The sequence below is a fragment of the Pseudomonadota bacterium genome (assembly GCA_030859565.1).
Lineage (GTDB): Bacteria > Pseudomonadota > Gammaproteobacteria > JACCXJ01 > JACCXJ01 > USCg-Taylor.
Genome location: JALZJW010000227.1, coordinates 1 through 3,978 on the forward strand (window position 1 = coordinate 1; position 3,978 = coordinate 3,978).

A 3,978-nucleotide genomic window follows, 5' to 3' on the forward strand; every position below is an offset into this window, starting at 1 on the left:
CCGTTACACTGTGTTTCCATAAAGCCGTCCTCGTCATTGTGCATAACATGCTGATCGAACACATATTATGCCACGAGATACGGCCTTTTTCTTGGCTATCGGTGAGAAATCCGGGCTAGCTCGGCGGCGCGGATGGCGAGCGAAGTCTTCCCGATACCGCCGGGGCCATCAACGAGCGCGCCCCAGCCACGCGCATCCGGTGCGAGGGCATCGGCGATCTTTTTCAAGTCCGCCTCGCGCCCGAAGAAGTATTGAAGGCGGGGAAGGTTGTTGGGGGTGGAGGTCTTTGGGGGCTCGCCGTTTTCGCAGTAGTAGTCCCTGGGTTTGCCTTCGTTAATAGCGAGGCGTTCGAGGATGAGCTTGGCAACTTGTTCTGGCGTTTTGTGGTCGAGTTCGACAAAAGCGGCGGGGTCAAAGAGTCCAGCGCCTTGTGCAAACTCGAACCGGGAGAGCATAATCTTGCTCCCTTCCTTCTTGCTAAGCTGCGAATAAATGGCCATCCACTCCCAGCCAGTCCAGAGCTTTTCATCATAGTTCGGGCATATGACTGCGACGACAAGGTCGGATTCGTCGCGGTAGAGCTTTGGCAGATAGATACCGAGGTCGTAGCGGGCGAACTCAGCCTCGTGATATTTGTCGTAGAGGATTTTTTCCTGGCCGAACTTCTTCGCGAGAATGGCGGCGACCTTGGCGACGAAGTCTCGTTTTCTCCGGCAAAGGAGAAGGCAATACGGAAGCGTTTCATATCTTGTCCCAGCCTTTGAAATTCTGTCCCCGCAGCTTGGCCCTTGAAGTCCCTTGGCATGGCTCCTTTCCCGTTTGTGATTGGATTTTGTAACTATAGCCGAATGGCACTTACCGCCGCTGCCGCGGGCAAATTTCATCGGAATTGAGGGGCCAGGTTCGATTAGGTTCAGCGGAAGTCCGTGTAGACCGGAGGGAATAAACTGCGAGCCGGGGAATAGACACGCCTCTTGTCTTCGCGGATTTCGCTGCGCTTCATCTGGGCTATGACTGCTATACTTTTCAATACGTCCACAATTAGTGGCGGAGGTTCTATGGATATCCCTGGGGTTGAGTTCGGAGTTGACCGCGCTGGCCGGAAAAAGGCTGTGCTAATAGACCTTAAGCGTCACGGGGCCCTTTGGGGGGATATGTACGATGCCTATCTTGCACATCGCCGTGGGAAAGAACCTCGTGAATCCTTGGCTGCCGTGAAGGCCCGGATCGAGAGAGCAGGCAAACGGAAGGGGCGTGCCTGAATACTCGATTCGTTTTGCCCGTTCTGCGAGAAAGGAACTCGAGGCGCTTGATCCTTCGGTGGTGCTCCGGGTTCTCGGAAAGATTGAGGGCTTAGAGGGTTGTGAAAAAACCTACTGCGCTCGGGATCTCGCGTTCCGGCGGTGCTCGGAATCCTCATGTATTTCAACATGCACTCCAGTTGCTCCGTCTCGTCCCTGAGACTCGCCCCTTCGGGGCTTGCGCTCCGTTTCGCTCCCGGCGAAACGGTCCTGTGCTCCGGCGGACGCGACTTCCCTTCGCTCGCGACGGTTTTTTCACAACTTCTTAGGGACGAATCTGCGACCAGTTGGCGTAGTGAAAGATCGAAGGCGCGGATACACATATTCCAAGGCACGGGTAAAATCAGCTTTTCTCTCCGTGAAGGCGAACTATGAGCTGGTCAGATTATATTGCGGTGGATCCCGCCGTTTGCCATGGCAAAGCCTGTATCAAGGGTACGCGCATCATGGTGTCGGTGGTGCTGGACAGTTTGGCTGCGGGTCTTACTCCCGAGGAGATTATCCACAGCTACCCTTCCCTTAGCCGTGAAGCGATTCAAGCCGCCATCGCTTACGCTGCCGAGCTTGCACGTGAGCGCGTCCTTCGGTTGTCGGCATAAACCGTCCGGATGAAGTTCAAGATCGACGAGAACTTGCCCGTGGACATAGTCGTACTTCTACAAAAGGCTGGTTACGACGCGATGACTGTGCTCGATCAGAAACTTGGCGGCCATGCCGATCCGCATATCGCGTCAGTATGCCGCACCGAAGATCGCGCATTAATCACATTGGATATGGATTTTGCGGATATTCGCACGTATCCACCGAACCAGTATCCGGGCGTGGTAGTGTTGCGGCTACGTCGGCAGGACAAGCCGCATGTTATAGCAACGGTTGCCGGCTTGATCCCGTGGTTCTCTACAGAGGGCCGAATCCCCGATCATTCGATCACCCGCGTCTGCCCGTGCCGCAGGACGAAAAACTCATCCTCCGCCACACCTCGGGCCAGTCGTGCCGCGGCAAGATCGCGCAGCGGTTGGTCCAGGGGCTCGATCGTCAGGCGCTCAAAGGTCCCCCAATGGATGCCGAGCGAGCGGCGCGCGCCGATCTCGCCGTGGATGCGCACCGCCTCCTCCGGATTGATGTGGTTGTTGCGCATGAACCAACGCGGCTCGTAGTGGCCGATGGCGATGGCGGCGAGGTCGAACGGGCCGAGCCGGCGGCCGACCTCGGGAAAATCCTGCGAGTAGGCGGTATCGCCGGAGAAGAAGAAACGGAAGCCCGCGCGCTCCGCCGCCCAGCCGCCCCAGAGGTTGCCGTTGCCGTCCCAAGGGGTGCGCGCGCTCCAGTGGTGCACCGGTACCAGCGTCACCGCGACGTCTGCCACCGCGCGGCTCTCCCACCAGTCGAGCGCCACGACGTTCGCATCGGGCAGCCGGCGGCGGAACCAGCGCTCCAGCCCCAGCGGCACGGCGAAGCTGGGCGGTCCGCCGCGCTGGCGCGAAAGCGCTCGCACGCTGGGCAGGTCCAGGTGATCGTAGTGGTTGTGGGAGATTAGCACCAGATCGATGGGCGGCAGATCGCGCAGCGCGATGCCGGGCGGCTGGTGACGCCGCGGGCCGGCAAAGGGCAGGGGCGAGGCGCGCCAAGAGAGCATCGGATCGGTGATGAGGTTGCGTCCGCCCGTCTGCACCAGCACGGTGGAATGGCCGATCCAGGTGACCGTGTGCCGCGTGCGGTTGGCCTGCAGAAGCGCCAGATCCGGCGCCACCGGCGAGAGGTCGACCTGCGGCGCGCTCGGCGGCGCCTGCGCTCGGAGATCGCGTTGCAGGCGTGCCAACTCCTCCTGCGTGGGCGGGACACGGGGATGATTGTTGCGGAAGCCGGCCGGCGTGTGATGGCGCTTCGCCGCGTCGAAATACGGGTTGTGCGGCTTCGGCCCCGGCAGCATGCGCACCAGACGCAATACCGACCAATGGTTCATGAGCCGCCCCGCTCGCGACGGCGCCCCGGCCTGCGTAATGTGCTGTAACGAGTCTGCATGGTTGCGAACGCTTTGGCAGGTTGTGCGGTTATTCGCCGATGATTTTCACCAGCACGCGCTTCTTGCGGCGACCATCGAACTCCCCGTAAAAAATCTGTTCCCAGGGGCCCAAATCGAGCCGGCCGCCCGTTATCGCTATCACAACCTCGCGACCCATGACTTGCCGCTTCATGTGCGCATCGGCGTTGTCCTCACCCGTATCGTTATGTCGATACTGATTGACCGGCGCATGGGGCGCGAGCTTCTCTAGCCAGGCTTGGTAGTCATGATGCAAGCCACGTTCATCATCGTTGATGAACACACTCGCGGTGATATGCATCGCATTGACGAGAACCAATCCCTCTTGGACGCGACTTTCCACGACGCACTGCTCCACGTCCGGCGTGAGGTTCACAAATCCGACCCGGGTCGGAAGATTGAACCAGAGTTCTTTACGGTAGCTTTTCATAACGGTCGTGGGGCCGAGTGAGACGATCGATTCCCTGTCCGGATACGGTCGTCTGGAGTGCACATGATAGCCCACGAATGCTGGGCTTTGCGATCATGGAATTCCGCGGAAGAGGAAGTACATTGGAATCCTTTAGCAGTAGACCCGAGCTACCGTCGTGTAGGCTTTGGGCCGGCGTCTTGTTCGATGCCTTTAGGATCCTGCAC

4 protein-coding genes and 1 pseudogene are annotated in these 3,978 nt (G+C 59.3%); 2 read left to right on the plus strand and 3 right to left on the minus strand.

Going from position 1 to position 3,978, the window contains the following annotated elements; all coding sequences use genetic code 11:
• Nucleotides 1-95 precede the first annotated feature (95 nt).
• A complete protein-coding gene (locus M3436_19765) occupies nucleotides 96-884 on the minus strand; it encodes a hypothetical protein (protein MDQ3566218.1) in 789 nt (262 codons plus the stop codon).
• Nucleotides 885-1,672: 788 nt separating this feature from the next.
• Between M3436_19765 and M3436_19770 the strand changes: the two genes are divergently transcribed.
• Nucleotides 1,673-1,900, plus strand: a complete 228-nt coding sequence (locus M3436_19770; protein ID MDQ3566219.1) for a DUF433 domain-containing protein — start codon at nucleotides 1,673-1,675, stop codon at nucleotides 1,898-1,900.
• A gap of 9 nt (nucleotides 1,901-1,909) precedes the next feature.
• Nucleotides 1,910-2,080 (plus strand): annotated as a pseudogene (locus M3436_19775) (DUF5615 family PIN-like protein).
• A 140-nt stretch (nucleotides 2,081-2,220) separates the two neighbouring features.
• Here M3436_19775 and M3436_19780 read toward each other — a convergent pair.
• Both M3436_19780 and M3436_19785 read right to left on the minus strand, forming a co-directional pair.
• Nucleotides 2,221-3,264, minus strand: coding sequence for an MBL fold metallo-hydrolase (locus M3436_19780; protein ID MDQ3566220.1), 1,044 nt, complete (start codon nucleotides 3,262-3,264; stop codon nucleotides 2,221-2,223).
• Between the two features lie 88 nt (nucleotides 3,265-3,352).
• Nucleotides 3,353-3,772, minus strand: a complete 420-nt coding sequence (locus M3436_19785) for a secondary thiamine-phosphate synthase enzyme YjbQ (GenBank protein MDQ3566221.1) — start codon at nucleotides 3,770-3,772, stop codon at nucleotides 3,353-3,355.
• Between the last annotated feature and the right edge of the window lie 206 nt (nucleotides 3,773-3,978).

What these genes read in the sequence shown, in the direction of transcription:
- M3436_19770 (MDQ3566219.1), top strand. Translation starts at nt 1,673, where the DNA reads ATGAGCTGGTCAGATTATATTGCGGTGGATCCCGCCGTTTGCCATGGC.
- M3436_19765 (MDQ3566218.1), bottom strand. Translation starts at nt 884, where the DNA reads ATGAAATTTGCCCGCGGCAGCGGCGGTAAGTGCCATTCGGCTATAGTT.
- M3436_19785 (MDQ3566221.1), bottom strand. Translation starts at nt 3,772, where the DNA reads ATGAAAAGCTACCGTAAAGAACTCTGGTTCAATCTTCCGACCCGGGTC.
- M3436_19780 (MDQ3566220.1), bottom strand. Translation starts at nt 3,264, where the DNA reads ATGAACCATTGGTCGGTATTGCGTCTGGTGCGCATGCTGCCGGGGCCG.